This window comes from Nocardia sp. NPDC004582, assembly GCF_053602115.1.
Genome location: NZ_JBSGCY010000009.1, coordinates 43,172 through 69,861 on the forward strand (window position 1 = coordinate 43,172; position 26,690 = coordinate 69,861).

General features: G+C 69.2%; 22 protein-coding genes. 10 read left to right on the top strand and 12 right to left on the bottom strand.

Annotated features, from left to right (window positions below; all coding sequences use genetic code 11):
• Positions 1–36 precede the first annotated feature (36 nt).
• The gene (locus ACWELJ_RS04910; protein WP_452364855.1) at positions 37–804 is read right to left on the bottom strand and encodes a DUF6319 family protein; all 768 of its coding nucleotides are present in this window, start codon (positions 802–804) and stop codon (positions 37–39) included.
• A gap of 240 nt (positions 805–1,044) precedes the next feature.
• Positions 1,045–1,422 carry a hypothetical protein gene (locus ACWELJ_RS04915; protein WP_452364856.1) on the bottom strand — a complete coding sequence of 126 codons (378 nt, stop codon included), beginning with the start codon at positions 1,420–1,422 and terminating at the stop codon, positions 1,045–1,047.
• A 215-nt stretch (positions 1,423–1,637) separates the two neighbouring features.
• On the opposite strand from ACWELJ_RS04915, the gene ACWELJ_RS04920 reads away from it, so the two are divergent.
• Positions 1,638–3,602: a molybdopterin-containing oxidoreductase family protein gene (locus ACWELJ_RS04920; protein ID WP_452364857.1), complete on the top strand. Its 1,965-nt coding sequence runs from the start codon at positions 1,638–1,640 to the stop codon at positions 3,600–3,602.
• A 12-nt stretch (positions 3,603–3,614) separates the two neighbouring features.
• Here ACWELJ_RS04920 and ACWELJ_RS04925 read toward each other — a convergent pair whose 3' ends face one another.
• The 3 genes from ACWELJ_RS04925 to ACWELJ_RS04935 form a co-directional block, all read right to left on the bottom strand.
• A complete protein-coding gene (locus ACWELJ_RS04925) occupies positions 3,615–4,499 on the bottom strand; it encodes an SGNH/GDSL hydrolase family protein (protein ID WP_452364858.1) in 885 nt (294 codons plus the stop codon).
• 93 nt (positions 4,500–4,592) lie between these two features.
• Positions 4,593–6,983, bottom strand: coding sequence for an MFS transporter (locus ACWELJ_RS04930; RefSeq protein WP_452364859.1), 2,391 nt, complete (start codon positions 6,981–6,983; stop codon positions 4,593–4,595).
• 226 nt (positions 6,984–7,209) lie between these two features.
• On the bottom strand, positions 7,210–7,869 hold the full coding sequence (locus ACWELJ_RS04935; protein ID WP_452364860.1) for a phosphate signaling complex PhoU family protein: 660 nt from the start codon (positions 7,867–7,869) through the stop codon (positions 7,210–7,212).
• 195 nt (positions 7,870–8,064) lie between these two features.
• Between ACWELJ_RS04935 and ACWELJ_RS04940 the strand changes: the two genes are divergently transcribed.
• Positions 8,065–9,225 carry an AI-2E family transporter gene (locus ACWELJ_RS04940; RefSeq protein ID WP_452364861.1) on the top strand — a complete coding sequence of 387 codons (1,161 nt, stop codon included), beginning with the start codon at positions 8,065–8,067 and terminating at the stop codon, positions 9,223–9,225.
• Here ACWELJ_RS04940 and ACWELJ_RS04945 read toward each other — a convergent pair.
• Positions 9,222–10,100, bottom strand: a complete 879-nt coding sequence (locus ACWELJ_RS04945; RefSeq protein ID WP_452364862.1) for a DMT family transporter — start codon at positions 10,098–10,100, stop codon at positions 9,222–9,224. The genes ACWELJ_RS04940 and ACWELJ_RS04945 overlap by 4 nt on opposite strands.
• 311 nt (positions 10,101–10,411) lie before the next feature.
• Here ACWELJ_RS04945 and ACWELJ_RS04950 point away from each other — a divergent pair, with 311 nt between their 5' ends.
• Both ACWELJ_RS04950 and ACWELJ_RS04955 read left to right on the top strand, forming a co-directional pair.
• Positions 10,412–10,813 (top strand): hypothetical protein, encoded by a 402-nt coding sequence (locus ACWELJ_RS04950; protein WP_452364863.1) that lies wholly within the window; start codon positions 10,412–10,414, stop codon positions 10,811–10,813.
• An 81-nt stretch (positions 10,814–10,894) separates the two neighbouring features.
• Positions 10,895–11,293, top strand: coding sequence for a hypothetical protein (locus ACWELJ_RS04955; protein ID WP_452364864.1), 399 nt, complete (start codon positions 10,895–10,897; stop codon positions 11,291–11,293).
• A 43-nt stretch (positions 11,294–11,336) separates the two neighbouring features.
• Here ACWELJ_RS04955 and ACWELJ_RS04960 read toward each other — a convergent pair whose 3' ends face one another.
• Positions 11,337–12,848, bottom strand: a complete 1,512-nt coding sequence (locus ACWELJ_RS04960) for a multicopper oxidase family protein (RefSeq protein ID WP_452364865.1) — start codon at positions 12,846–12,848, stop codon at positions 11,337–11,339.
• Between the two features lie 92 nt (positions 12,849–12,940).
• Positions 12,941–13,876: a MerR family transcriptional regulator gene (locus tag ACWELJ_RS04965; RefSeq protein WP_452364866.1), complete on the bottom strand. Its 936-nt coding sequence runs from the start codon at positions 13,874–13,876 to the stop codon at positions 12,941–12,943.
• 107 nt (positions 13,877–13,983) lie between these two features.
• Here ACWELJ_RS04965 and ACWELJ_RS04970 point away from each other — a divergent pair, with 107 nt between their 5' ends.
• From ACWELJ_RS04970 to ACWELJ_RS04980, 3 genes are all read left to right on the top strand, one after another.
• A complete protein-coding gene (locus tag ACWELJ_RS04970) occupies positions 13,984–14,619 on the top strand; it encodes a TetR/AcrR family transcriptional regulator (RefSeq protein WP_452364867.1) in 636 nt (211 codons plus the stop codon).
• A gap of 88 nt (positions 14,620–14,707) precedes the next feature.
• Positions 14,708–15,841, top strand: coding sequence for a phosphotransferase family protein (locus ACWELJ_RS04975; RefSeq protein WP_452364868.1), 1,134 nt, complete (start codon positions 14,708–14,710; stop codon positions 15,839–15,841).
• Positions 15,842–15,882: 41 nt separating this feature from the next.
• Positions 15,883–16,971, top strand: coding sequence for a TIGR03857 family LLM class F420-dependent oxidoreductase (locus tag ACWELJ_RS04980; RefSeq protein WP_452364869.1), 1,089 nt, complete (start codon positions 15,883–15,885; stop codon positions 16,969–16,971).
• A 33-nt stretch (positions 16,972–17,004) separates the two neighbouring features.
• Here ACWELJ_RS04980 and ACWELJ_RS04985 read toward each other — a convergent pair whose 3' ends face one another.
• Positions 17,005–18,318 carry a family 1 glycosylhydrolase gene (locus ACWELJ_RS04985; protein ID WP_452364870.1) on the bottom strand — a complete coding sequence of 438 codons (1,314 nt, stop codon included), beginning with the start codon at positions 18,316–18,318 and terminating at the stop codon, positions 17,005–17,007.
• 161 nt (positions 18,319–18,479) lie between these two features.
• On the opposite strand from ACWELJ_RS04985, the gene ACWELJ_RS04990 reads away from it, so the two are divergent.
• Positions 18,480–18,626: a hypothetical protein gene (locus ACWELJ_RS04990; protein WP_452364871.1), complete on the top strand. Its 147-nt coding sequence runs from the start codon at positions 18,480–18,482 to the stop codon at positions 18,624–18,626.
• Here ACWELJ_RS04990 and ACWELJ_RS04995 read toward each other — a convergent pair.
• Both ACWELJ_RS04995 and hrpB read right to left on the bottom strand, forming a co-directional pair.
• Entirely contained in the window at positions 18,610–19,593 is a 984-nt protein-coding gene (locus ACWELJ_RS04995) for a quinone oxidoreductase family protein (protein WP_452364872.1), read from the bottom strand. The genes ACWELJ_RS04990 and ACWELJ_RS04995 overlap by 17 nt on opposite strands.
• 125 nt (positions 19,594–19,718) lie before the next feature.
• Complete coding sequence (hrpB, locus tag ACWELJ_RS05000; RefSeq protein WP_452364873.1) at positions 19,719–22,280, bottom strand: ATP-dependent helicase HrpB; 2,562 nt, start codon at positions 22,278–22,280, stop codon at positions 19,719–19,721.
• Positions 22,281–22,425: 145 nt separating this feature from the next.
• Between hrpB and ACWELJ_RS05005 the strand changes: the two genes are divergently transcribed.
• Both ACWELJ_RS05005 and ACWELJ_RS05010 read left to right on the top strand, forming a co-directional pair.
• Positions 22,426–23,961, top strand: coding sequence for a DUF4185 domain-containing protein (locus ACWELJ_RS05005; protein ID WP_452364874.1), 1,536 nt, complete (start codon positions 22,426–22,428; stop codon positions 23,959–23,961).
• A 66-nt stretch (positions 23,962–24,027) separates the two neighbouring features.
• Entirely contained in the window at positions 24,028–25,107 is a 1,080-nt protein-coding gene (locus ACWELJ_RS05010; protein ID WP_452364898.1) for a HoxN/HupN/NixA family nickel/cobalt transporter, read from the top strand.
• A gap of 103 nt (positions 25,108–25,210) precedes the next feature.
• On the opposite strand, the gene ACWELJ_RS05015 is transcribed toward ACWELJ_RS05010, so the two are convergent.
• Positions 25,211–26,584, bottom strand: coding sequence for a cutinase family protein (locus ACWELJ_RS05015; RefSeq protein ID WP_452364875.1), 1,374 nt, complete (start codon positions 26,582–26,584; stop codon positions 25,211–25,213).
• Between the last annotated feature and the right edge of the window lie 106 nt (positions 26,585–26,690).

The window sequence follows — 26,690 nt, forward strand, 5'->3', positions numbered from 1 at the left end:
TTGGGCCGTCAGCCCTCAGGCTGGAGAACCCTGCGCTCAGGCCAGGTCTTCCAGTAGCCGACGCGCCGATTCGAGCTCGGCCTGCAGCTGCTCGACCTTGGCGCGCTGCGAGGCGCGCACCGACTCCAGGATGGAATCCACCACCTCCGATACCTCGGGGTGCAGGATCTTGGCGGCCTGCGAGACGGCCGAACTGGGCACGGCCAGGCCGCGGATGGTGCGCTTCTTGCCGTTGACGACATCGAGGGTCCACTCGCCCTCGGCGGTGCCGCTGAGGGTGACCGTCACCTCGGGAGCCTTGGGCTTGCGGGCGGCCGACGCGGTGGCGGCGGCATTGCGGGCCGGGCGCGCGGCCTTCTTGGCCTCGGCGGCGGGCTCGGCGGCCGGCTGCGGGGTGGCTTCCGGAGCGGGCGGGGTGCTCGGCGCGGCGGCCGGCATCGTCGCGGGGGACGACATCGTCACGGTCGGTTCCTTCCTGGTTGCCGTTCTGGGGGTTGCACTCGCCGGTTTGGCGGCGGAGGTCGGCGCGGTGGCCGGTTTGGCCGGGTTCTGCCGGGCCGGCTTGATCAGGGTCACCTCGGTGGGACCGAAGGACAGCACGTCCTTCGAGCCCGTCGGCTTCACCTGCAGGAAATCGCCCTCGGACGGATCGCCGAGGGACATCACCTTGCCGGAACGACCTTCCGGAACGCCGACCGCCGCCGCGGTGAACCACACCATAGGCGGTCTGCCCGCGTCGATTTCCGCGGCGATCTCCCGAATCTCGGTATCCGACAAGGGCTGTGGCTTGGTACGGGTCGACATGGGCACTCCGGGGCGGACGGGGCGGACAGCTGCGTGCCAAGAGCATGCACCATGGCACCGACAAATCCACATCCGGAGAACGCGCCTGGTCACCCACGCACGGTCAGTGATCCTTCAGCTATTCCTACTGGTGCGGCCCACGGAGCATGGCCGGCGCTGGTGATCCTAGGCGTCCGCCCCTGTCCCCGCGCAACTTTCGTGACGGACCCATCCGACCCGCGCCCGAATAGCGAGTATCGATCAGAGTTGCTCGACACCGCGCAGCACACACCGCACGGTCTGTGGCCGGGCCACCGGATCGAGCAGCGTCTCGGTGGTGAAGTCCTGGGTCGCTCCCGGCGCCACCAGCACCTCGGTGCGGGTCCGTTCCAGATCCGCGGACTCGGGCGTCTGGAAGCTGATCACCACCAGATACCGGTGCTCCACCACATCGCGGTTGCTGACCACGGCGGTCGCCTGCCAGCCCGCCGACGTGCCCGCACAGGCGGTGACGAAGGCGCTGCGCTGCATCTCGGCGGTATCGGCGACGGACTGCCCGGCATGGGGCTGGTGCGCGTGCGTGGGTTCGCTGTGCCCGCCGTGCGCGCAGCCGGTCAGCAGCGCCGCGCATCCTGACACGACACCGACTAGACCTCGGCCGGGGGTGATCATGAATCTCCCATTCCACCGCGCACTTCCGCCCCCGCAATCCTGTTGCGGCTGATTAGCCGCGGGCCGAGACTACCCCAGTTCGACCGCGTGTCGTCACATGACGGGATAGGCGTGTCGCACTCGAAAACCGGCCGTATCCTCGCCTTTCGCGGGTGTCGGGGCCGCTGCATACGATCTAGGACGTGAAGGTACTCGGCGCATGCCCCCTCGACTGCCCCGACGCCTGCTCCTGGGTGGTGGACGTCCAGGACGGCCGGGCGGCCGGCCTGCGCGGCAACAAGGAGCATCCGGTCACCCGGGGCGCGCTGTGCGTCAAGGTGAACCGCTACCTCGAGCAGGTCCACTCCCCCGAACGCCTCACCCGCCCGCTGCGCCGCGTCGGCCGCAAGGGCGAGGGCCGCTTCGAGCCGATCAGCTGGGACGAGGCGCTCGACGAGATCGCCACTCGGCTCCGCGCCGTCATCGCCGAGCACGGCGGGGAGGCGGTGTGGCCGTTCCACGGCACCGGCAGCCTCGGCTATATCCAAGGGCTGGAGGGTCTTTCCGGTCGGCGTTTCTTCAACGCGATCGGCGCGTCCCGCCACGACCCGACCATCTGCTCGGTCGCGGGCACCGTCGGGTTGCAGTACACGCTGGGCACCGCGGGCGGCATGGATCCGGAGGACCTGTCCAAGTCGAAGCTGATCCTGTTGTGGGGCACCAATCCGCTCACCTCCGGCCATCACGTCTGGAAGTTCATCCAGGACAGCGGCGCCTACACCGTCGCCATCGACCCGGTGCGCACCAAGACCGCCGAACGCTGTGATGAGCATCTGGCCCCGCTGCCGGGCACCGATGCCGCGCTCGCGCTGGGCCTCATGCACGTGATCGTCGGACTGGGCGCGCAGGACGAGGAGTTCCTGGCCGCTCACACCGAGGGCTGGCCCGAATTCCGGGCCCGCATCGCCGAGTACCCGCCCGAACGGGCCGCCGCCATCACCGGGGTGCCGGTGGAGCGCATCGTGGCGCTCGGCGAACGGATCGCGACCACCCGTCCCACCGCCATCCGCGCCTCGCAGGGCATGCAGCGGCACGCGGGCGGCGGGATGGCGCTGCGCACCCTGGCCTGCCTGCCCGGAGTCACCGGCGACTGGGCGATTCCCGGTGGCGGGCTGCACTATTCGACCAGCGGCCATTTCCGCCTGGACGTCGACGCGCTGACCCGGTTCGATCTGCTGCCGCGTCCGGTGCGCACGCTGTCGATGACCCGGATGGGTGAGGCGCTGCTGGACCCGGACGGTCCGCCGGTGCACGCGCTGTTCGTGATCGGCGCGAATCCGGTGGGTTCCAACCCCGATCAGCGCCGCGTGGTCGAGGGCCTGTCCCGCGAGGACCTGTTCACCGTGGTGCTGGAGCACTTCTCGACCGACACGGTCGACTACGCCGATATCGTCCTCCCGGCCACCATGCAGCCCGAGCACCTGGATGTGCTGGCCGCTTACGGCAATCTGTATCTGGTCTGGAACGAGCCCGCGGTGGCCCCGCCCGGCGAATGCCTGCCCACCACCGAGACTTTCCGGCGGCTGGCCCGGCGCCTGGGGCTGACCGAACCGGCGCTCTACGAGTCCGATGAGGAACTGGCGAACCAGCTGCTCGAACAGTACGACGTGGACCGGCTGCGCGCGGACGGGTTCCTGAAGATCGAGCCGGGCCCGGTGCCCGACGGCAAGCTCCGGTTCGTCTCGGACCGGGTGGCGGCGGCCGGTCACGACCCGGTGGCCGGATACACCCCGCCCGCGGATCCCGGTGACGGCCTGGTGCTCATCTCGGCCGCGTCACACTATTTCCTCAATACCGGGTTCGGTTCGAATCCCGAATTGCGCCGCCGCGCCGGCGAACCGCGCGTCACCATCCATCCGGATGACGCGGCCGCGCGCGGTATCGCCGACGGTGATCCGGTGACCGTCGGCAATGACCGCGGCAGTTTCGAGGCCGTCGCCGAGGTCTCCGACATGGTCCGCCCCGGGGTGGCCGCGACCCCGAAGGGCCGCTGGGCCAAGCATTCCGGCGGCGCGACGGTGAACGCGACCATCGCCGAACGGGATTCGGACTTCGGTGGCGGCGCGGTGTTCCACGACAATCGGGTGCGGATCACGCGCCGAGCCTGACCCGCCGGGCGATCAGGAGGCGGCGAGGGTCTCCAGCACGCGCCGAGCCTGGTAGTCCGCGCCGAGCTGGTTCGGATGGAAGGGCACGGCGAGCCCGACCGGGTTGCCCGAGAACGGCAGCAGTCCTTCCACCCACCGGGTGCCGACCGGCTTGCAGGCGTCGTGGCCGGTGCTGCCGTCGTAGGTGTCGACGAAGTCGACGCCGCCGGCGGCGGCGACGCGCGCGAGCATGTCGTGCAGTTCGATCAGCTTCTGCCCCAGCCAGATCGCGTCGGGATCGGAGATGGGGATGACCGGCCAGCAGCCGCCGTCGAGGCCGATGCCCTCGAAGTAGTCGAGCAGCAGGATGCGGGCGTGTGGCGCGCGATCGCGGATGCCGGCGATGGTGGCGGCCACCCGGGGTTCGGCTTTGGCGATGTTCTCCGACATCCGGTCGACGCCGTCGGCCACCAGGGTGCCGGTGCAGGGGCTGATCGTGGGATCGAGGGTGATGCAGTCGGTGACGACCGCCGCCAGACCCGCGTCATTGCCGCCGATTTCGAGGGTGACGAGGTCGGTGGATTCGGTGAGCCGATCGAACTGCGGCGCGTTCTCGCCGAGCCCGCTGTGCTGCGGCGCGGTCATGTTCGCGGTGACCGCGCCACCGCAGGTGGCGTCGCGGAACACCGGCACGGCCAGCGCCGCGGCGACCTGTTTGGCGTAGTCGTGGGCACTCTGGGCGCAGAAGGCGGGCGTGGACTCGGTGGTGACTTGGCTGAGGGTGGCGTCGGCGGCCCAGGAGTCGCCCAGGGCCACATACTCGTTGACGGTGGTGGCGGGTGGTTCGGCGGACGCGGCCCCCGCGGGCAGGACGGCGGCGAGGGCGGCGGCGGTGAGCAGTGCGCGCGAGGTCTTCATGTCTGGTCTCCCCTGGATCAGTCCCAATACCGAAGAGTGGACTGTTTTCAGTGCGGAACCTAGCAGTTGGACCGTCGTCCTGCTCGCCGAATCTCACACCCGGTCGGCCACCTCCCCGCGGTCCGCGCCCACCATCTCCCTGCGGTCCGCGCTCGACTCCATCCGCTCGTACCCGAGCAGGACATCGTGCGCCACTTCGCCGTCCGCCACGGTGACCCGGCTGAAGGCGGCCGGATAGCCGCGGGCCATCACGGTGTAGCGGCCTTCGGCCAGATCCGGGACCATGTAGCGGCCGGTGTCGTCGGTACGGGTGACCGCGATCAGGTCCCCGGCCTCGTCGAGCACGGTGATCTGGGCGTCGGGGATGCCGTCGCCGCGTTCGTTGCAGGCCGATCCGGCCAGGACCGCGCGCGGCGCGAGTTCGATGTCGTGACGCAGCATTCCGCTGTCGGGCACGGTGAGGGTGACCGCGGACGGCCGCATGTGCTCGGCCACCGCGACCAGCGTGTAGGTCCCGGCCAGCACGCCGCGGCAGGTGAAGTCGCCGTCGGCGGTGGTGACGGCCGAGCCGACCACGTCACCGAAGTGGTCGGTCAGGGTGATGGTCGCGTCGCCGAGCGGTGCGCCGCGGCCCGCCGAGCGCACCACGCCCGACACCTCGCCGGAGCCGAGCAGCGCGACATCGAGCCGATGCGGGCGGTTGCCGACCGAAATGCTCACCGCGGCCGGCTGATAGCCGTAGGCGGACACGATCAGCACGTACCCACCCGTGCGCGGCGCGCCGATCAGGTACTCCCCGTCCGGGTCGCCGACGGCTCGCGAGACCTGGCGTCCGCGCTGGTCGATCAGAGTGAGCACGGTATCGGGCACCGACTGCCCGTCCTCCCGGTGCACCCGGCCCGATACCGACAGTCCCGGGGCCTCCTCGAAGACGAACGGTTCCGGTTCGGGCTCCGGTTCGACGGGCTCGTCCTCGGCCACCGGCACCGGTTCCGGAGTGTCCTGCAGCGGAATCTCTTTCATGAACAGCAGGACGACCGCCGCCGCCACCGCCACCGCGGCGGCCACCGCGAACACCCCGCCCATGGCGTGGGTGAATCCGGTCAGGATGGGTGTGCGCAGCTGATCCGGCAGTTCGGCGATGCCGCTGGTATTGGCCTCGATCCGGCCCAGTTGCGCGGCGTCGAAGCCCGGCGGCAGGTGACCGCCGAAGGCCGCCAGGATCTTTCGCGGCAGCAGGTTGAACAGGATGGTGAGGAACACCGCGACCCCGAGGGTGCCGCCCATCTGCCGGAAGAAGGTGGCCGACGCGGTGGACACACCCATGTCGGCGCGCGGGCCGGCGTTCTGGGCGGCGATGATCAGCGTCTGCATGCAGCCGCCCAGGCCGAAACCGATGATGCCGCAGTACAGCAGCGGCTGCCACAGCGGGCTGTCGAAGCGCACCAGCGCGAACAGCACCGATCCGGCGGCGATGATCAGCGAGCCGAGGATCGGCAGCGCCTTGTAGCGGCCGGTGAACTTGGTGACCAGCCCGGACAGTTGCGCGCCCAGCATGATCCCCAGCACCAGCGGCAGCATGAAAAGCCCGGAGCGCGTGGGCGAGTACCCGCGCACCACCTGGAAGTACAGCGGCACCATGACGATCGCGCCGAACATGGCGACGCCGACGATGAAGCCGCCACCGATGGCGATGCTGAAGGTGCGACTGCGGAACAGCCGCAAGGGAATCAGCGCGGCATCCTTCATGAGCAGTTCGACGATGAGGAACGCGGTCAGGCCGGCGGCCGCGATGCCATAGCAGAGCAGCGCGTGCGGCGACCGCCACCCCCACTCGCGTCCCTGCTGGGCGACGATGAGCAGCGGAACCGTGCCCGCCGCAAGGGTTATCGCCCCGAGCCAGTCGGTGCGATGGCGGTGCCGCTCGAAGGGCACGTCGAGCACCTTGCCGACCACCACCAGCGCGAGGACGCCGATCGGTACGTTGACCAGGAACACCCAGCGCCAGCCGGACAGTCCGAGAATATGGTCGGCGTTGGAGAAGAAGCCGCCCAGGACCGGGCCCAGCACCGTGGCGATGCCGAAGACCATCATGAAATAGCCCTGGTACCTGACCCTTTCGCGGGGCGGCACGATATCGCCGATGATGGTGAAGGCCAGCGACATGAGCCCGCCCGCGCCGACGCCCTGGAGCGCGCGGAAGCCCGCCAGCTGGTACATGGAGGTGGCGAAGGTACAGGCCACCGAGCCGAGCACGAAGACGCCGATGGCGATGAGGTAGCAGGGTTTCCGGCCGTGGATGTCGGCCAGCTTGCCGTAGAGCGGGGTCGAGATGGTGGCCGTGATCAGGTAGGCGGTGGTTGCCCAGGCCTGTTTGTCGAAGCCGTGCAGGCTGTTGGCGATGCGGACGATCGCCACGCTGACGATGTTCTGGTCCAGCGCCGCCAGGAAGACGCCCAGCAGCAGGCCGGAGAGGATGGTCATGATCTGGCGGTGCGAGAGCGTTCTCTCGGTGGACGGTGCGACCCGGACCGGTGCTGCCACCCGCGACGGGGTGGATACCGATGCCTGGGTAGAGCTGTTTGGCATGTTTGGGGCCCTTGTCGGATTTCGGCTTGCCGTGCGTGCGGTGCTACTCGAAAAGACCTCGCCATGAAGCAATTCGGGCAGCTTACTCCCGCCGATCGGGGCCCCTCACGGGAGGTGGCGGTTACGCCTCCGTTTGCGCGTAGAGCGGAATACCGGTGTGGAAGAAGCGAATGAGGCGGCCGATGCGCACGCAGTGGTCGGCCGCGCGCTCGAAGTGGTGGGCCAGCAGGGCGATATCGATGGCCATGGCCGAGCCGTGCGCCCAGCCGTCGTCGGCGGCCAGCTCCACCAGGCGTCCGCGCAGGCGCTCCAGGTTCTCGTCGCGCGGCACCAGTACGCGGTCGCGCGGCGGATTCTGCGCCGCAATGACTCTCACCGCGCCGGCGGCGAGATGCGTGACCGCGCCGGACATTTCCACCAGCAGGTCCAGGACGTGCTCGGGGGCGACCGGATTCGGGTAGCGGCGCACCACCACGTCGGCGACGCGGCTCAGTGATCGGCTCACGGCCAGCAGGTCGTCGGCGATCTGCATGGCGGTGATGACCTGCCGCAGGTCACGGGCCACCGGGGCTTCCAGGGCCAGCAGGATGACCGACCGGTCCTCGCATTTGGCGTGCTCGATCTCCACCTGCTCCTCGAGCGCGAACACCTCGTACGCGGCCGTCAGGTCGGCGCCGAGGAGCGCCGTGGTGGCCCGCTCGGAGGCCTCCTGTGTCAGCTGCGCCATATGCGCGAGCTCCTCGGTCAGCGCCATCAGTTCGCTGGAGAATTTCGTGCGCACTCGCATATCTTGGCCGCCCTCCCGCATACCTGCACACTATCGCGGGAAAACCTTTCTCTCCGAATGGGTCTCGGTTCCGTTCACCAGAAGTAAACAGACCGTCCAGATTTGTCTGATTTGTCCACCGGTTGTTCGATTTCATCCGCTTCGGTGGGTCGTGACCGGAAACCCCCGCCGGTAACCGAGACTGGCCCCGTGGCCGCCGACAACCCCGACCCGCCGCAGCGGACCGCCATGCCCGCCTGGCTCCCCCGCGCCATGGTGCTCGCGCTGGCCCTGCTCGGACTGTTCGAACTCGCCAATTGGGCGGCGCACCAGCTGATCGGGATCGCGATCATGATGACGGTGGCGTTCTTCGTGTCGCTGGCCATGGAACCGGCGGTGGACGGGCTCGCCGGACGCGGCGTGAATCGGGGACTGGCCACCGCGGTGGTGTTCATCATCGTGTTCGCCTGCACCGCGGGGTTCGTCGCGACGCTGGGCGTGCTGCTGGTCGAGACCGTCTCCCATGTGGTGAACGAACTGCCGCGGCTGCTCGACGAATTGGTGAGCTGGGTCAATCGCGTGTTCCACCAGAACTTCACCCTGGGTCAGTTGCGTGATCGGCTGTTCAAGGACTCCGACATCATCAGCTCCTATGCCGAGCGGGCGGCCAACAATGTGTGGGGGCTGTCGAGCACGGTGCTGGGCGGGCTGGCGCGGTTCCTGACGATCGCGCTGTTCAGCGTGTACATGACCGCCGACGGGCCCAAATTGCGGCGCTCGGTGTGCTCGCTGCTGCCGCCCGACAAACAGGGTGCGGTGCTGCACGCCTGGGACCTGGCCATCGACAAGACCGGCGGGTATCTCTATTCGCGGGCGCTGCTGGCGGTCATCTCGGCGATCGCGCACGGAGCGTTCCTGGCGCTGCTCGGAATTCCCAACGCGGTGGCGCTGGGCATCTGGTTCGGCGTGGTGGCCTCGTTCGTGCCGACCATCGGAACCTATATCGCGGGCGTGCTGCCGATCCTGGTGGCGCTCACCATCAGACCGCTCGACGCGGTGTGGATCCTGCTGTTCGTGGTGGTCTATCAGTGGGTTCAGGACTATGTGCTGCAGCCGCGCATCACCGCGCGCACGGTGGACGTGAATCCGGCGATCGCGCTGCTGTCGGTGATCGTGGGCGGGGCGCTGCTGGGAGCGGTGGGGGCGCTGCTGGCCATTCCGGCGACCGCCACCTTGCAGGCGTTTCTCGGGGAGTACGTGAAGCGGTACGAGGTCAGCGAGGATCCGCGGATCGAGCGCAAGGGCGGGGCACGCAAACAGCGCAAGCTGGATGAGGCCGCGGCGAAGGACGCCGAGGACTCCGGGGACTAGGCGCGAACCGGGACGGCGTCCTCGAGCCGCTTGGTCCGCGCGGTGCCCAGGATCGAGCCCAGGATCACCAGCGGGAAGCCGATCGCCATGCCGGCGGTGAGCGGCTCGTTCAGCAGCGAGACGCCGATCAGCAGGGCCACGGCCGGATTGATGTAGGTGATGACCGTGGCGCGGGAGGGGCCGACCTCGCCGATGAGGGCGAAGAACACCACGAACGCCAGCGCCGTGCACAGCAGGCCCAGCCCGACCACCGACCAGGTCGCGCCCGCCGGGAAATGGGACGGCAGGCGCCACAGCGTGAACGGCAGGTAGAGGGTCGCGGCGAAGACCAGCGACGCGGTGACCACGCCGATCGGCGGCAGTTCCTTCAGCTTGCGGTCGATGATGATCGGGCCGAGGGCATAGCCGATCACGCTCACCCCGATGGCGGCCAGCGCGCCCAGATTCGACATGTCGATATCCAGGCCGACCAATGCGGTCACGCCGGCGAAGCCGATCACCAAACCGAGGATCCGGCGCGGGTCGAGACCTTCGTGGCCGAGCCGGGTGGTGATCACGATCGCGATCAACGGGACCGCGGCGATGAGCAACCCCACCGTCGAACTGGTCAGCCGCGTCTCCGCGTGCCCGATGAGCAGCCACGGCCCGGTGATCTCGACCAGCGTGTACACCAGCACCCACCGCCACTCGCGCAACACGGGCCACAACACCTTCGTGAACAACGCGACCGGCAGCAGCACCAGCGCACCCAGCAACGTCCGCCCGAACGCCACGAACACCGGGTCGAACTCCCCCACCGCGACCCGGATCATCGCGTACGGCACGCCCCAGATAACGCCCATACCCAGGAACAACAGCCACCCGCGCTTACTCACCGCACACTCCTTCCGATCCCTGGGGAGCGTAGGGCACGCCGCCGACACGCTGAACCAGTCGTCCGAACGCGGCCGGGCGCCGAAGTATTTCGAAGAGCCGAGTACTCCACCCGGTGAGTGATGCCGCACGCTGAACCTGCGCAGCCGACAACCGCCCATCCGAGACGCTCAACACCCTCACGAGCCGTCCTCACGATCCAGCCGGGCCACCGGCGCGCGGGTCGGATTCCTCCGCGGTAATCCATTGGCGTACATGACTGTTCGTCCGGCGATACCCTCGATCCATCGTCCGATCCATGTGAGGGAGGCGCATGAGCACTGCGGTTGGGATCGCGGTCGGCGTGGTGATCGTGGCCGCGCTCGGGTTCACGGTATTTCGCCTGACCACCAGGCCACGCTTCACGATGTCGGACGTCGTGGAGTTGAGATTCGGCGGGTTGGGATTGATGCCGCACAGGAGTTCGCGGCGAGAGTGGTTCGATCGGGGCGAGCGCGTTTGGGTGCGCCCTCGCTATGTGATGGTCCACGGCTGCACGCAGAGCGTCGGCATCGGGCGACGTAATGGCGTCGGGCCTTGGCACCACTTCAGCGGTGAAGTGGTGCAGCCCGTTCAGGGTGGCATCGGGTTCGCGCGAACAGGGAGTACCGCGTGGATTCACTCGCACGGCTGGCGCGTTCGCAGAGTCGCGCGAAGGGGCCCGGGCTGGCGCTGACGATCTCGCCGATTACGGATTCGCCACGGCGGCTTCGTGATTGGGGGCGGGGAATTGGCCGGCGACGATACCGACGTGCCGATGAGCGAACGGCCCGAGTTCCTCGCGATGAGCCGCACACCCGATGCCGCCGCTCACGCCCGCGCCTACGCGGCCTGGACCCGCGCGATCTACCAACGGGTGGGCCCGTTGGTGTGGACCGTGCTGGCCCATGCCGGCGCCGATCCCGCACTACTGGAGTTCTCGGCCACGATCGAACGGGAACGCCGAATCGGCAATACGCACATGGTCACCGCCCTGCGGCAGCGCCACGGCCTGCCCGCGACCATCACCGCACAGGCCGCCATCGACAGCGTGTGGGTGCTGACCGCCCCGGATACCGCCGACCGTCTACTGCGCCGCTGCGGGTGGAGCGCCACCGCCTACGAGACTTGGCTCGGTGACCATCTGGTGCTCGCACTCCACCTAGCCGAAACCTGATCCCGGCGAAGGGGTTTCGAATACGTAGGCCCTCTCGGTCGGATCAGTGCCCGGCGTGGTGCGGTGTTCCCGGCTGTTGTCCCGGGTCCACGACCACGAACTGACCCATCATGCCCAGGTCCTCGTGCCAGAGCAGGTGGCAGTGGAACATGTACGGGGCGTTGGGATCCGCGGGGCCGTCGAAGCGGACGAGCAGTTTCACGGTGGCGCCCGGCGCGAGGAATACGGTGTCCTTCGGGCCGCGGAGGGACTGCGGCGGTTGGCCGCCGTCGACCTCGGCGACCGCGAATTGTGTGTCGTGGACGTGGAAGTTGTGCGGGGTGCCGTCGCCGTTGTGCACGACCCAGGTCTCGGTGCTGCCGCGGGTCACGGTGGCGTCGACGCGGCTCATGTCCATCGCCTTGCCATTGATCTTGCCGAACTCCAGCTCGAAGGACCGCTCCCCCACCGAGTCCGCGGCCTTCGGCGTCCGCGGGGTGGCGAGGTGGTCGGGCAGCGGCGGTGCGGGGCGGAGAGTCGCGGCGGCTCGGAGTTCGAGAATGTCGAATCGGTCGTCGCCGCCGCTGAATCGGTTGGTGAACATGTCGAGTCCGGCGTCGAGGCGGTCGCTGCGCAGGGTCACGCGTTCCCCGGGCCGCATGCGCACCACGATTTCGGCGCGCTCGCCCGGCGACAGCTGCACGTGCTTCAACTGGGCGGGTCGCTCCAGCAGGCCGCCGTCGGTGGCGATGAGCGCGAAGTCCCGGCCGTCGGACAGCCCGAAGTTGTAGATGCGCGCGGGCGACGCGTTGACCAGCCGCAGCCGCACCAGTTCGTCGCTCACCTCGCGGTACGCGGCGAGGGTGCCGTTGACCATGACCTCGTCGCCCAGGAATCCGGCGTCACGGAACGCGCCGTGGCTGAAATCCATTCGCCCGTCGCGGAATCGGACGTCCTGCACCACCAGCGGAAGGTCGTCGACGCCGTAGGTGCGCGGCAGCGCGAGCGCGTCCGAGGTGTCGTCATCGAGCAGGAACATCCCCGCGAGCCCGCGGCTGACGTGACTCTCGGTGGCCCCGTGCGGATGCGGGTGGTACCAGAGGGTGGCCGCGGGCTGTTCGACCCGCCACTCCGGCTTCCACTCCGCACCCGGTTCGACCATCTGATGCGGTCCCCCATCCATCGCGGCGGGCACGTGCATGCCGTGCCAGTGCACGGTCGACGCCTCCGGCAGGTCATTGCGTACCCGCACTCGAACCTGTTCCCCGCGGCGCGCACGCAGCGTCGGCCCGAGATGGTCGCCGTTGAATCCCCAGGTATCGGCTATCTGCCCGGGACGGAATTCTGTACTGCCGGACCGCATGTCGAGCTCGAACTCCCGCGTCCCGTCGGCCGCCACGGCCGACCGGGCCAGCGGCGGGACGGCCAGCGGACGCACGAAATCCACCTTCCCCACAGTGGATACCTCAGCCGAGGTGTACACCCACGCCGTCGCGCCGATCAGCCCGACGACCACGACCAGCACAACCACGCCCAGCCGGACCAAAACCCGCCGCACCCGAGACCTGTCTCTCATGCCTCGAACGGTAGGAAGAACCGGCCTTTCCCGGATCCGGCGGATCCCCCAATCACTCCCTGATTCACCCGAGGGAATCCCCGGTGGATCCCCTAGGCCGGGTGGGCGCGGAGGGCGGCGGCGAACCAGGTGAACACCGGCCCCATGTCGGGCAGTTCCGGCCAGCCGTTGATCGCCGACACCAGCCGCCAATAGCGCTCCACGCGTGAGTCATTGGCCACCTCGAGCCGTTCCAGGATCCAGCGGCGAAGTCGCGCGTCGTCGGGCTTGCCGAAGGTGTCGGCATAGCGCGCCGCGAGCCCGTCGACCACCGTGGCAGCCGCCGCGGAGTCGGCGCCCAACCCCTCGGCGAGGGCCGCGCCGACCTCGGTGCGGACCGCCTCGGTCAGGTCGCGGTGCAGACCGGTGGTGTCGCCTTCGGCGCGTTCCCGGGCCTGATACTCGGCCATGCCCCGGACCGCTTCACGGAAGTCGTTGTCCCGCACCAATTCCACGAGTTCCATCCACGCCGTGATCTGCGCGGTGGTCGGGTCGTCCGGCAGCTCGGGCATGCTGGTGCGCACCAACTCCACCATGGCGGGGTTGGCGTCCACGCCGCCGTACGCGGCGTCGATGAAGTCGTCGATCAGCCGGTGGCGTTCGGCCTCCGACAGGCGCATCAGGTTGTGCATGAGTTCCATTTCCTCTCGGTGGGAGCCCCGCTCGGCCACCGCGCGCAGGACCGCGCGCCGCATCCGCAGAATCCGGATCTGCACGTCGAGCGCGTCGGCGTGCGCCGCGGCGACCGCGGTCACCGAGGTCTCGCGGGCCAGCACCCGCGCCACGGTGGGCAGGTCGATGCCCAGTTCACGCAGGGTGCGCACCAGTTCCAGACGGGTGGCGGCTGCGGTGTCGTAGAGCCGGTAGCCGGTGGGGGTGTGATCGGTCGGCGGCACGATCCCCTTGTCGGAGTAGAACCGGATCGTCTTGACCGTCAAGCCGGTCCGTGCGGCCAGAGCCCCGATCGTGAAGAGCGTGTCGTCGTCCATGCCCCAACCTTCCTGTCTCCCCCAGATGGAGACTCAAGTCCTCCGGCTATCGTCGGACCGATAATCGGAGATTCCGATATTTCGGGACATGCGAAACGGAAGCGGCGATGACCGAGACGAGTTCGACAATGCAATCCGCGGCCGGAACTCGCCTCAACCGGAAGGGGCGCGAGACCAGGCAGCGGCTGCTCGACGTGGCCATCGGCAGTCTCGCGCAAGCGTCGGGCGAACCGTTGTCGGCGAATCGGGTCGCCCGGGACGCCGGGGTCAGCTGGGGAACGCTCAAGCATCAGTTCGGCGATATCGACGGGCTGTGGGCCGCCGTCCTCGTCGAGTTGACCGATCGCACCGGGGCGAACAGTCCCGAGAGCTGGCCGCAGGTGACCGGGACGATCCGGGAACGGGTGTGGGAGATGGTCGATGCCATGTGGACCATCCTCGGCACTCCCGAAGGGCGGGCGGTCGAGACGCTGCGGGCCGGGCTGCCCAATGGCCGGCAGGAACGGCTCGCGGACTTCCCGCTGACGACGGCCGCGATGGCCGGGTACGAGGACGCCTGGCTCCGGGCATTCGAGTACTTCCTGGCGGACCTGCCCCTCGACGTGGACAAGCTGCGCGGGGTCCAGTCGCTGATCCCGATGGCCATGCGCGGCATCAATAACGAACGCCGACTCGCCTCACCCGCCGAGCTGACCGAAGCACGCCACTGCCTGGTCGACTCCATAGCGTCTTACCTGGGGTAACCCACATTCTTTGAGAACCCTCGTTGACAATTGCGATGGGGAGGTCCACTGTTACCTCCAGCTTTCGCAATCCAGTCAGGAGTGACTCATGTCTCCGTCTCCCGATGATCAGGGCATGCGCTTGCAGCGCAGCAGCCGTGAACCGGCCACACTGATCCCGCGCCTCACCGAATGGCTGGCCACACAGCTACCCGACGGCGCGAATCCGGAGCTCGCACTGGGGTCCGGCATCGACCGCAACGGCATATCCGCGGAGACGCTCACCCTCACCCTGCGTTGGCAGGAAGCCGGAGAAGAGCAGGTCAACGACCTGATCGCCCGGGTCGTGCCCGCCCCCGGCGACTTCCCGGTCTACGAGCGCTACGACCTGCGCGAGCAGTTCGACGTCATGCGCATCGTGGCCGAAGCCGGCGACGTCCGCGTCCCCCGGGTGCGATTCCTCGAACCGACCGGCGAGGTGCTGGGCACGCCGTTCCTGCTGATGGATCGAGTGGACGGCCTGGTACCGCCCGATGTCATGCCCTACACCTTCGGCGACAACTGGCTCTTCGACGCCGACCCGGAACAGCGGCGCAGCGTGCAGGAGAGCACCATCGAGACGCTCGCCAAGATCCACGGGATTCCGGACGCGGCAACCACTTTCGCCTTCCTCGACCCGCGGCAGCCCGGCGCCGACCTGCTCGAGCGGAACCTGAACCGCGCACGGGCGTGGTACGAGTTCGCGGCCCGCGATATCGGCCCGTCGCCATTGGTGGAGCGCATCCTGAAGTGGCTCACCGACAATCTTCCGGAGCCCGCGTCGTACGAGACCGTGCTCTCCTGGGGTGACGCGCGGCTCGGCAACCTGATGTACCGGGACTTCACGCCGGTCGCGGTGCTCGACTGGGAAATGGCGACGATCGGCCCGCGGGAACTCGACGTCGCGTGGATCACGTTCGGGCACCGCGTCTTTCATGGCATCGCGCAGAACTTCGGATTCCCCGGCATGCCGGACTTCATGCGGGTGGAGGACGTGCGGGCGAGCTATGCCCGGCACTCGGGCGTCGAGCTCGCCGACCTCACCTGGTACACGATGTTCGCCGCCCTCAACTACGCCGTCGTCTTCCTGCGCGCCGGCGGCCGCCAGATCCATTTCGGCGAGATGGAACGCCCCGACGACATCGAGGTGCTGCTGCACCATCGGGCGATCGTCGAAGAACTGCTCGGCGAACTCGGCGCCTGACGTCCACCTTTCTCGAAACCTCTCAGGGAAGTGCAACTCTCGTGAGCGATCAGCTGAACGAACTGTCCTACTACTGCATCACCCGGCATCCCGCCGACGCCCGCGTCCTGTTGCCCGAGGCCCGCGACGCGGAGCGCATCGGACTCGGCTCGTGCATGATCGGCGAGCGCATGACGGTCAAGGACTCCGCGGTCCTGTCCGGCGGCCTCGCCGGATGCACCACCGACCTGGGAATCGCCGCCGCGGCGACCAATCACCACACCCGGCATCCGATGGTGACGGCCACCATCGGCTCCACTATGCAGGCGATGACCGAGGGCCGCTACGCCATGGCGTTCGGGCGCGGCATGGCGGCGAACTGGAAGGCGATCGGGCTGCCCGCCGTCACCGAGGCGCGACTGCGCGATTTCGTCGGCATCCTGCGCCGTCTCTGGGACGGCGAGACGATCGTGAATCATGATGGGCCCGCGGGCAAATGGCCCGTGCTGTACCACCAGAACGGCCTCGACGAAGCGCCGCCGATCGGCTTCGTCGCCGTCGGCCCGAAGACCCTCGAGCTCGCCGGTGAGATCGGCGACTTCGTCGTCCTGCACACCTTCTTCTCCGACGATGCCACCGCGAACTCCGTCGCGGCGGTCCGGCGGGGCGCCGAGCGCGCGGGCAAGGACCCCGACAGCGTCCGCATCTGGTCCTGCCTGGCGACCGCGAGCGACGCGCTCACCCCCGAGGATCAGCTGCGGCGGCGCACCGGACGCCTGGTGACCTACCTGCAGGCGTACGCTGACATCCTGATCAGCGCCAATGGCTGGGATCCGCAGGTGTGGGAACGTATTCGGGGCACTCGGCTGTATCAGGACGCCGCGGCGGCGGGTCCCATCGACGCGTCCGCCTCGGTCGAGGTCCTGGAACAGCTGGACGACCTCATCCCGGACGAGTGGCTCGCCTCGGCCGCGTACGGCACGCCGGAACAGTGCGTGGCCAAGATCTCCCGCGAATACGACCTGGGCTGCCACTCGGTGATCATGCACGGCGCGAGCCCGCACGAGCTCGAATCGGTGGTGGACGCCTACCGCGCCAACCGTCCCACCCTGCGCCGCGCCGTGGCCGCCAACCCGGGAAAATTCGCCTGAGACAACGGTTCTCGCAGCACCTCGGGCCGGTGGTCACCCGTCGGCTCGAGGTACGGCGACCGGGGTGTCACAGCTGGCGGGTGGATCGATCAGGCGGCAGTCCGCGGGCGCGCGCAGGGGTCGGTAGTCGGCGGGGACGCCGTCGTTCGTGATGATGGCGCGGTAGGCGGCGACGGCATCGGTGGGGATTCGGGTCAGCGTCGGGTCGGTGCGCACATCGACCGTGTAGAGACCGAATCTCGGTGTGTAGGAGCTCCATTCGTAGTTGTCGGTGAGGCTCCAGTAGTTGTAGCCGATGACGTTCATGCCGTCGGATCTCGCGCGCTGGAGCCAGTAGACGGTGTCGCGGAGGTGCGCCGAGCGGGTGTAGCCGTCCGCGCGGGGGTGGGCGTTCTCGGTCGGAAGGCCGTTCTCCACGATCCACAGCGGCTTGCCGGGGAAACGGCGTGAATAGTGCTGCAGCGTGAAGTAGATGCCCTCGGGGTGGACCGGGAGATCCCACATGTCCCCGGGCGCGTTCACGGCGGCGAGGCCGGGTGGTTCGTAGCCGAAGTAGTAGTCGACGCCGATGAAGTCGAGCCGATCGCCGATCCGGTCCATCAGGGGTCCGTTGACCTGCGACTCCGCCCCGGCGACATAGCCGACGTTGCTGGTCACCAGCGCGTTCGGCTGGACCAGGTGGATGTAGTCGTAGATGGCGTTGTGCGCCCGGGCGACACTGTCGAGCATCTGATCCGCGTCGGTTCCGTTCAGGCGGACCTCGTGCACGATGTACGCGACCGGCTCATTGATGGTCACCCAGACCGGATTACGGGCGGCGTAGCGATCGACGACTTGGCGCATATTGGTGAGCCAGTCCGAGACCATGCCCGGATCGCGCCAGCCGCCGCGGTCGGCCGCCCAGCCGGGATACACCCAGTGGTCCAGTGTCAGCATCGGGCGCATACCGGCCGCGATGATCGTGTCGATCACGTCGTCGTAGTAGGCGAAGGCCGATGAATCCCAGACTCCCGGCCGGGGTTCCAGCCGGGCCCATTCGATACCGATTCGGAAGACCTTGACGCCGAGACTCTTCGCCAGGGCGATATCGGACCGGTAGCGGGAGCGGAAATCGACGGAACCGCCGAGGCGATCCCAGCCCGGCTCGGCGTCGATATAACGCGTCCAATTGCTGTCGGGTGACTGACCCTCCGATTGGAACCCCGACGCCGCCACTCCCCAGAGGAAATCGTCCCCGAGCACACCGGCGCGTTCCTCCGACGCGGTGCCGGCCATGCCGGGGACCAGGAGCAAGGCGGCGGCCGTGACGAGCGCGGACACGACGAGACAACGAAATCGAGTGCGCATCAGCACTTCCCCGGGACCAGTACTCGAAATGAGTGAATGCGGCTACTTACTCCTGGATAGCTGCGAATTGTTTCGAGCGAGCTGCGGGTCGATAGTGGTTTGGCACAATCCATATCGCGCTGCTGACCGGACGCAACACCGGCGACCCGCTGTTCCTCCAGGTGAAACAGGCCGAGCAGTCGGTGCTGTCGGCGCACCTGAGCCACAGTATGGGCGAGTTCGCGCTGGCCTACGCCGACCAGACCGATGCCGACCACGAATCCCTGCTCGCGGCAATCGAATCCGGGCGGATCACAGCCCGGGGTTGACCGCCAGCACCAGCTTGCCGGTCGAGGAGCGGCCCGCCATCAAACGGTGCGCGTCGGCCGCCTCGGCGAGCGGGAATTCGGCGGTGATCGGCAGCCGCACCTTGCCGGTGGTGGCCAGATCGAAGGCGTGAGACGAGATCTCGCGCAACACCTCCGGGGCCTCCGAACTCAAACCGAGGATGGAGAAACCCGCGACCGAACGGCCTCGCGGGAAGAGCTCGGGCGCACCGACCTGCCACGGGGCCTCGCCACCGGCATTGCCGAAGGAGACCAGGCGGCCGAAGCGGGCCAGCGAATCCAGCGTGCGGCGCAGGGTTTCACCGCCGATCGACTCCAGCGCCAGATCCACACCGCGGCCGTCGGTGGCGGCACGGACGTCGGCGTCGAACGAATCGTTCAAGAACGCGTCGTCATAACCGTATTCGCGGGCGTACTCGGCTTTGGCGGGACTGGACACCACCCCGTACACCGCGCCCGCGCCCGCGAGCTTGGCGATCTGGGCGGCCACCGTGCCGACGCCACCCGCGGCGGCCTGCACCAGGACCGTCTCGCCCGGCTGCAGGCGGCCGACCGTGTGCAGCAGGGCGTAGGCCGTCGGCAGCACCGTGGGAAGCGTTGCGGCGGTGCGCAGATCAACACCGTCGGGTACGGGGAAGACCGTCGCCGCGGATACGACGGTGACCTCCGCGTACGCGCCACCGTCCGAGATGGCGGCCACCGCCTGCCCCACACTCAGGCCCTCGACGCCCGCGCCGACCGCCCGCACCCGCCCGGACAGCTCCAACCCCGGCACATACGGCAGCGCCGGAACCCGGTACCCGATCGAACGAGCCTGCAGGTCAGCGAAATTCACTCCGACATAAGCCACCTCGATGGACACCTCGCCCGGACCCGGCTCCGGCACATCCACCTCCACTGACCGCAGCACCTCGGGCCCGCCATACTCGTCGAATCGAATCGCGCGCATACCGCCACACTCCCTCTCCGCCTGCTCACCAGACGAGTCGCCACATCATCCGAATCCGGACGCACGAGTGCAGCATCCACGACGAGCCCGCTATTCCGCCGACGGTGCCCCGGTCGCGACCGGGCTCAGCGCGGGCGGCCGGCGTTGCGGGCCGTGCCGCGGTGGGCGACGACGGTGGTGGGGTCCTCGGGCCAGGCGTGTTTGGGATAGCGGCCGCGCAGGTCGGCGCGGACCTGGAGCCAGCCGGTGCGCCAGAAGGACGGCAGGTCCGCGGTGACCGCTACCGGGCGCTGGGCCGGTGAGAGCAGGTGCAGCACAGGCGAAACGCGGCCGTCCGCCAGGCGCGGGGCCTCCGTCCAGCCGAAGATCTCCTGCACCTTGACGGCGAGAACCGGCGGATCGGCGGAGTAGTCGAGGCGGACGTTGCTGCCGGAGGGAACCTCCAGGCGTTCGGGCGCGAGTTCGTCGAACCGGGCGGCCTCGGGCCAGGGCAACAGGCGGCGCAGGGCTTGACCGGCGTCCACACGCTCCAGGTCGGCGCGGCGACGGGCAGTGGAAAGCTCAGGGGCCAGCCATGTTTCGGCGTCCGCGAGCAACGTCTCGTCGTCGACGGCGGGCCAGGGCGCCCCGATGGTGCGGTGCAGGAAGTCCAGGCGCCGCCGCACGACGCGAGCGTCGTCGGTCCACCGCAGCAGATCCAGGCCGGTGGCGCGCAGACCACGCAGCAGGGCAGCCGAGATCAGGTCCGGATCCGGGTCGGGCAGCGGCTGCTCGGACAGCACGATCGCGCCCAATCGCCGGACCCGGCGAGCCACCAGATCGCCATCGACCCAATCGACTTCGTCGGCGGTGGCGAGCAGATTGGCCGCCGCCCGGCGGGCGAGTTCCTCATCAGCCTTGGCCGCCAATCTGATTCGCCCCTCCGACTGCCCGGGATCGCGCCCGGCCACGGCGATCGCCAGCCATTCGGCATCACCCAATCCGCTCCCCGGCGGCAGGGTCACCGCGGTGCCGCCCGCCATCAGGTAGCTGGCCGACCCCGGGGCGCGGCGACGGGCGAGCCGTTCCGGATACGCCAGTGCCGCAACAAGAGCCGGATCATCACCCCGCGCACTGGGTGCGCCCCGCGCGACCCCGCGCGCCTGGGAACCTACCGATCCCGATGTGGTGGCGGTTGGCGCGGCCTGCGCACTCGGCGAAGCGTCTCCGCCGCTGTCGATGTCGTCGCCGCCCACCGCACGCGCCAAACGCTTCGCCTCCTGCTGCCAGCGGGCGGGCCGGTCGCCGCGCATCGTGCGCAGGGCCGCGACCAGATCCACGCCGGGGGCGAGTGAGTCGTCGTCGAGCAGGGCCACGACCTCGGCGGCCGCGCGGGCTCCGACCTCGGTCGCGCCGTCGAGGAGGGCGCGGGCCAGACGGGGGTGGAGGCCGACGGCTGCCATGCGGCGGCCTCGATCCGTCACCGCGCCATGGTCGTCCACGGCGTCGAGGGCGCGCAGGACCGCTCGGCCGGCGGCGAGGCCGCCCGCCGGGGGTGCGTCCCACCAGGCCAGACCCTGGCCGTCGACGGTGCCCCAGCAGGCCAGTTCCAGTGCGAGCCGGGTCAGGTCGGCGGTGCGGATCTCCGGTTCGGGGTAGGCGGGGAGGGTGGCGTGTTCGTATTCGGGCCAGCAGCGCCAGGCGTGGCCGGGGCCTTCGCGGCCGGCGCGGCCCGCTCGCTGTTCGGCGACAGCGGCCGAGACCCGGACGGTGGCCAGGCCCGACAGGCCGCGGCGATGGTCGATGCGGGGGACGCGGGCCAGGCCGGAGTCGACCACGGTGCGGACACCGGGGACGGTGAGGCTGGATTCGGCGACCGCGGTGGAGAGGACGACGCGGCGGCGGGAACCCGGGCGCAGGGCGGAATCCTGTGCGGCGGCGGGCAGTCTGCCGTGCAAGGGGACGACGTCGACCTCCGGCAGGCCGGAGAGCAGGGCGGCGGTGCGGCGGATCTCGCCCGCGCCGGGGAGGAAGACCAGCACGTCACCGGGACTGTCCGCGAGGGCCAGGCGGGTCGCGCGGGCCACCTGCTGCTCGACCCGTTCGCGGGGCAGCGGTGGCACATAATCGAATTCGACCGGATAGGTGCGGCCGTGCACCGCCAGCACGGGGGCGGACGGCACCGACTCGCCGCCCAGCAGCGACGAAAGACGGTCCGCCGCAACGGTCGCCGACGTGGCCAGCACCCGCAGGTCGGGGCGCAGACCGGCGCGGGCGTCGAGCAGCAGGGCCAGCAGCAGGTCCGCGTCGAGATGCCGTTCGTGGCATTCGTCGAGGACGACCACGTCGACTCCGGCGAGTTCGGGGTCGTTCTGCAAGCGCCGCACCAACAGTCCCGAGGTCACCACCTCGATGCGGGTGCGAGGTCCGACCTTGCGGTCGCCGCGCACCGAATACCCGGCGGTCTCACCGACCCGCTCCCCCAGCAGCGCCGCCATCCGTGCGGCGGCGGCCCGCGCGGCCAATCGCCGCGGCTCCGCCACCACCACGCGGCCGGAGGTGGCGGCGGCCAGGGCCAGCGGGACCAGCGTCGTCTTGCCGGTGCCTGGCGGGGCGACCAGGACGGCGGTGCCGTGCGCGGCCAGCGTGTCGGTGATCTCGCCGAGCGCGGCACGCACGGGGAGGTCGGGAAGCTCGGGCAGTCTCATTACCGTTCAGTCTGCCGCGTGCGCCGGATCCCGCCGCGACCACCTCACACGCGACGGATCGCGCGACCGGTTCACGGTGGTTCATCCCGCGACAAGATCGGTCTAAGGTGGTCGGGTCGATCGCGAACGAGGAGCCGCCTACCCCATGGGAATTCGATCCCGCCGCCGCTCGAGCCATGCCGAAATACCTGCGGCACTGTCGCTATCGGCCGTGGTCACGCTGGGCGCGATGCTGCTGCCCGCGACGCCCGCCGCCGCCGCGCCGCACCCGTGGGCCCCGGCTCCCGTGAACAGCTGCGGAGAAACGGGATTCGACCCGGTCAACCGGCAGGCCGACCCGAGCGGATCGACCTCGCAACCGCCCCAGACCATCAAGGTGCCGATCCCGGTGCCGCAGATCGTGACGGTCAGTCAGTACGCGCCCAAGCCCGACAACAACCGGGTCGATGTCGCGCTGCCCGCCGACCCGTGCGCGAGCCCGTGCCCGGACGTCCGCGACACCGTGGCCCCGACCCCGGCCCCGCCGGGCGGCGGCAGCGCGTCGCTGCCGCAGATCGAGGTCGCCCCCGAGCCCGAACCCATCCCGATCGTGGTGCCCGGCGGTGAACCGCCCGAACCGCAGCCCGCGCCCACCCCCGCCGTCCAGCCGTCGGAGCCCGCGCCCGCGGCCGCCGCGGTGGCCGCGCCCCAGGTCGATTCGGTGGAACTGGTCAACCAGGTGACCGGGCGCGGATCGGTCAACCGCACCGACACCCGCTGGTCGGTCGACGGCACCGACCTCGGGCTGATGTGGGAGAGCAAGCCCGGTCAGGTCGCGGTCGTATTCGGCGACACTTTCGGCAAGGGCTGGAAGCCCGGCGGCGCGGGCACCGACACGCAGGACTGGCGCAGCAACGTGATCGCCTACAGCAGCACCCGCGATCTGTCGCAGGGCCTGGTCCTCGACGACTTCGTGCAGAACACCCGCTGCCACGCCACCGAGATCCTGGACAGCCGCAAGGTCAAGAACTTCGAGACCACCACCATCCCCACCTCGGGCTTCGCCGTCGGCGACCGCCAGTACCTGACCTACATGTCGGTCAATCGCTGGTCCAAGATCCCCGGCATGTGGTGGACCAACCTCGGTGGCATCGCCTGGTCCGACGACAATGGCCGCACCTGGACCAAATCCCAATGGGCGCGCTGGGACAACCTGTTCGGCGTCGGCCGCTTCCAGGTCGCGACGATGGTGCCGCACGGCGACTACGTCTACATGTTCGGCACCCCCAACGGCCGGCTCGGCACCATCGGGCTCGCCCGGGTGCCCGCGGACCAGGTGCTCAACAAGTCCGCGTACCAGTACTGGGTCAACGACGCCTGGATCGCCGCCGACGGCGCCAACGAACTGCTCGCCACTCCCCTGATCTCCGGCACGGCCAGCGAGCTGTCGATCCACTTCGACGCCGAATCCAACCGCTGGCAGATGGTGTACCTCGATACGGTGCGCGGGCAGATCGTGCTGCGCACCGCGGCTGAGCCCCAGGGCGGGTGGACCGAGCCGGTCGCGCTGATCAATACCGAGGACTACCCGACCGCCTACGGCGGGTTCATCCACCCCTGGTCCACCGGCAAGGACCTGTATTTCACGATCTCGGCCTGGAACAGCTACAACGTCTACCTCATGCACGCGAAGCTGAAGTAGCGCGGAGCACTCTCGACGCCATCGGGCACCATGGGTGGTCGTGGAGAGGTGCGTGGAGTGGGATCGATGCGGGTGACCCGGCAGGAATGGGTGCGGCTCGGGGCGATGGCGGGAGTCATCGTGGCGCTGCACATCGTGGGATGGGTGACGCTGGTGGCGTTCGTCGCGCCGCAGCAGCTGAGCGTCGGGGACCGGACACTCGGGATCGGGGTCGGGCTGACCGCGTACACGCTGGGGTTGCGGCACGCGTTCGACGCCGATCACATCGCGGCCATCGACAACACCACGCGCAAGCTCATGGGCGAGGGGAAGCGGCCGCTCTCGGTGGGCTTCTTCTTCTCGCTGGGGCATTCGTCGGTGGTGTTCGGGCTGGCCTTGCTGCTGTCGCTCGGGGTCAAGGCGATCGCGGGACCGGTGGAGGACGACTCCTCGGCGCTGCACCGCTACACCGGGCTGATCGGCACCACGGTGTCGGGGACCTTTCTCTACCTCATCGCGATGCTGAATATCGTTGTGCTGGTCGGCATTCTGCGGGTCTTCCGCCGGATGCGGAGCGGAGATTTCGACGAGGCCGAGCTGGAAGCCCAGCTGGCGCAACGCGGTCTGGTGAATCGCCTGCTCGGGCCGATCATGAGATCGGTGACCAAGCCGTGGCAGATGTATCCGATCGGACTGCTGTTCGGCCTCGGGTTCGACACCGCCACCGAGGTCGCGCTGCTGGTGCTGGCCGGGACCAGCGCGGCGGCGGGCCTGCCCTGGTACGCCATCCTGTGCCTGCCGGTGCTGTTCGCGGCCGGGATGAGCCTGCTCGACACCATCGACGGGACCTTCATGAACTTCGCCTACGGGTGGGCGTTCGCGAATCCGGTGCGCAAGATCTACTACAACCTGACCATCACGTCCCTGTCGATCGCGGTCGCGCTCATCATCGGCACGATCGAACTGCTGGGTCTGCTGGCCGAGCAGTTCGGGTGGACCGGCGGGCCGTGGGACATCATCAGCGAACTCGACCTGAACCTGATCGGATTCCTGATCGTCGGTCTGTTCGTCCTCACCTGGGCAGCGGCCCTGCTCACCTGGCGGTACGGCCGGATCGAGGAGAAGTGGACGGCCGGATTGCAGCCTCGGGCCGAGACTCTCGACTGAGCCACTCGCGGCGTTCGATCAGGAAGTCGCGGCGAACATCTGGGCGGTCGGAGCGGCGCGAGTCCTCGACGGCGCGGCGGCCGCACGGGAGCATGACCTCGGGCTACGAAACCGCCTGGGAGCCCAGGAAATCGAGCAGCAGCTGGGTGTCGTCGCCGTAGTCGACGTGCGCTTTGGAGGCGTAGAAGTTGGCCAGGTCGACGCCCTGGCGGGTCATGTCCAGCAGGTTGTTGACGCTTTCCGGATCGCCGAGGCTGATCAGGGTGCGGGCGGCCGCGCGCAGGTCGCTGCGGATGGCGCTGGTGAACGGGCCGACCACCGAACCCGCCAGATCCAGGCCGGCGGGGGTGAGGTTCACCAGTTCGGCCGCGGCGGCCAGCGCGTTGTTGTGGGCGAGGGCATCGGCGGCGCGCCACAGACTGTCCTCGACGCGGCCCATATTGGCGGCGATGCGCACGATGTCGATCTGGGTCAGCGCGTCGGCCAGCACACTGGTCGCGGCGGTCCAACCGGTCGGGTCGACGCCGCCCGCCGCGCGGATCACCGAGGCGACCAGCGGCAGATCCACGCCGGCGGCGGCCTGGACGAGCGGGCCCAGGGCGGTATTGAGGTCCTTGGCGATCTGATGGGCGGCCGGGATGTTGCCCGCCTCGATCAGGCTCTGCAGCCCGGTGAGCTTGGTGAGGATGGCGGGAATGTTCGCCGCGGTCGCCGACCAGCCCGCGCCCACCTTGATCGCCTGCGCGAAGATCGGGCCGGGGTCGGTGCCGGGCGGGATCACGGCCGCGATGGCGTCCGGGTTGCCGACCACCACCTGGCCGAGCGCCGAAAGGAACGGGGACGCCACGGCATTGAGCGAGCAGTACAGGTCGCCGTCGGCGCACATGGTGCGCACGCGATCGGTCAGCGCCCCGAAGTCCTGGGTCCGGATGCCGGCGATGCCGTGGCCCGGCTGCGGAGTCCCCAGTGCGAGCGCGGTTCTCGGATCGCGGTGCGGATCCGACACCAGTCCGACGCCCACCACCCGGTCGGCGGGGATCGGACCCTCGCCATTGCCGATCTCGGTCGCGAAATCCCCGACGCCGTCCGCGCCCTGGCTGTATCCGGCGAGCATGACGCGAGTCTTGGCGCACAGCCCGCTCACCATCTCGCGCAATCGGGCCTCGAGGGTGCCCAGCGACTGCGCGTAGGTCAGCCCCTGGTCGAAAGCGCTTGCGGCATAGGGGGCGTAGAGGACGGTGATATCGGCCCCGAACTGCCGTTGCAGCCCGTCGCCGATCGGCCGGAGCAGGCCGACAGGGATGTTCGGATCGGCGTCGGGGTGGGTCTCCCAGGTGCCCGGCGCGAGAATCGCGGTGTAGCGGGTGCACGGCTCCGCGCCAGGCGTTTCCGCCCGCGCCGCACCGATACCCGGGGTCCCGACCGTGACGGCCGCGGCGACCAAGATCGCCGCGCACGAGGTCGCCAGCCTGCTCATCGTTCCGATTCCTCTGCCGCCGAAGGGGTCTCGTTCCTGTGCCGCGAAGGACAGATCCGCAGCATAGTCATAGCTAATTCTCGCGGCTGCGCGCCAGTTTCGCAGG